A 1,351-nucleotide genomic window follows, 5' to 3' on the forward strand; every position below is an offset into this window, starting at 1 on the left:
GGCCTCCGGGCTCGTTCAACAATGAGATAGGTTGCGGCAAGCGCAACATATCCTTATTCGTTATAAACCATTCTTGTAGGCCTTCGAAAGCTCATTGAAAAACTCTTGACGGAGGCTTAGTAGCTCTTCACGAACATTGTCCATCACTTCCTCCGTGAGCCCATGTTTCCCCACGTAGTACTTGCGCCTAAGAACTTTGAGGAACTCCGTGTAATTCCCAAGCTTTTCGGACGCTGCGTTCAGCCCAAGTAAAAGGAGCTTTGATTCCGCGACGGTCACGTTCTTAGCTTCACTGAAATATTCAGCTTTTACGATGTTCAGCTGTTCAGCACGTTCTTTAGGCCACTCCTTACCATCGTTTTCAACACGAACGCACTCTACCACTAGCGCCCAATATTTTAGCGCCACATGCGAAAACTCTTCAATGTGCGCAGCCACCTGCTCAATCGCATCAAAGTGACGTTTTGACCTTTCTTTGTTTGCATCGTGAGTGTGGTTCAGTCTAGTCACTGTATAGGTGCTAACGAAACCGATTATTCCACCAAGGCCAATTTTAATTGCTGTATCTACGACCTCTATCACTGTCGCTGGCACAAAGCCTCCGATGGTTTATAACGCCGCATACAGAGGCGCGAGCTTGCGAGCGTCCTGCCGCCGCTTGCGGTGGCGAACTGGTACGCCTTGTTATGCCATTTACTCACCAATAACCACCACTTCATCATGCAGAAATTGATGTGGTGCAATCTCTAAATCACTTCCAGGACAGCTTTCTGATTGACGTCTTCCGGTCAAATCGAACCACGCACACGAGCATAAGTCTAAGAAGCCACCAATTTCATAAATTGGGTGGTGTGCATATTCACTATTCCCTTTCTCCACGTGTGCAAGAGCGCAATCGCTATCAGGGCTTACAGCTTTAATAAGCATGAAGTCTTTGTGCCCTGACCTTAGATTTTTTTGACCATATTTCTTAACAAGAATTTCTTGCTCTTCAATCGACCGTCTGATTATGTAATAAGGTCCACTAGGAATATCAACACCCATCATTCCATGGCTAAGCCTACTTAGGTCAAATTGTTCCTCCGCACTGCTAGGTAGTGCGATAGAAATGCCAGCAAGCAGCGCAAAGAATGCTCCCCTCATTGCTCGTCCCTTCATGACTCCCCTTTTAGGCATAACGCCCCCAAGCAGGGGCATATTTTTGCGTTTTGAGCGCAGCGAAGCAAAAATATGTCCCACTGACTTGGTTTGTTGAACGAAGCCGCTCCGCGGCAAAGTTAGAATTCGAGAGCTGAGATAATTCCCCTACGTGCTTATACCGAGCACGACAACTAGAGGAATTATCTCATGC

The 1,351-nt window shown here is 46.9% G+C and carries 2 protein-coding genes; both read right to left on the minus strand.

Annotation, left to right across the window (positions count from 1 at the left end; all coding sequences use genetic code 11):
• Positions 1 to 60: 60 nt before the first annotated feature.
• The gene (locus tag AAE514_RS18425) at positions 61 to 594 is read right to left on the minus strand and encodes a hypothetical protein (protein ID WP_347333028.1); all 534 of its coding nucleotides are present in this window, start codon (positions 592 to 594) and stop codon (positions 61 to 63) included.
• 99 nt (positions 595 to 693) lie between these two features.
• Positions 694 to 1,158, minus strand: a complete 465-nt coding sequence (locus tag AAE514_RS18430; RefSeq protein WP_347333029.1) for a Rieske (2Fe-2S) protein — start codon at positions 1,156 to 1,158, stop codon at positions 694 to 696.
• Between the last annotated feature and the right edge of the window lie 193 nt (positions 1,159 to 1,351).

Origin of the sequence: Marinimicrobium locisalis (assembly GCF_039822625.1) — a bacterium.
In the GTDB taxonomy this organism is placed as follows: domain Bacteria; phylum Pseudomonadota; class Gammaproteobacteria; order Pseudomonadales; family Cellvibrionaceae; genus Marinimicrobium; species Marinimicrobium locisalis.

Coding starts and splice junctions, on each gene's coding strand:
- AAE514_RS18430 (WP_347333029.1), bottom strand. CDS start 1,158: ATGAAGGGACGAGCAATGAGGGGAGCATTCTTTGCGCTGCTTGCTGGC.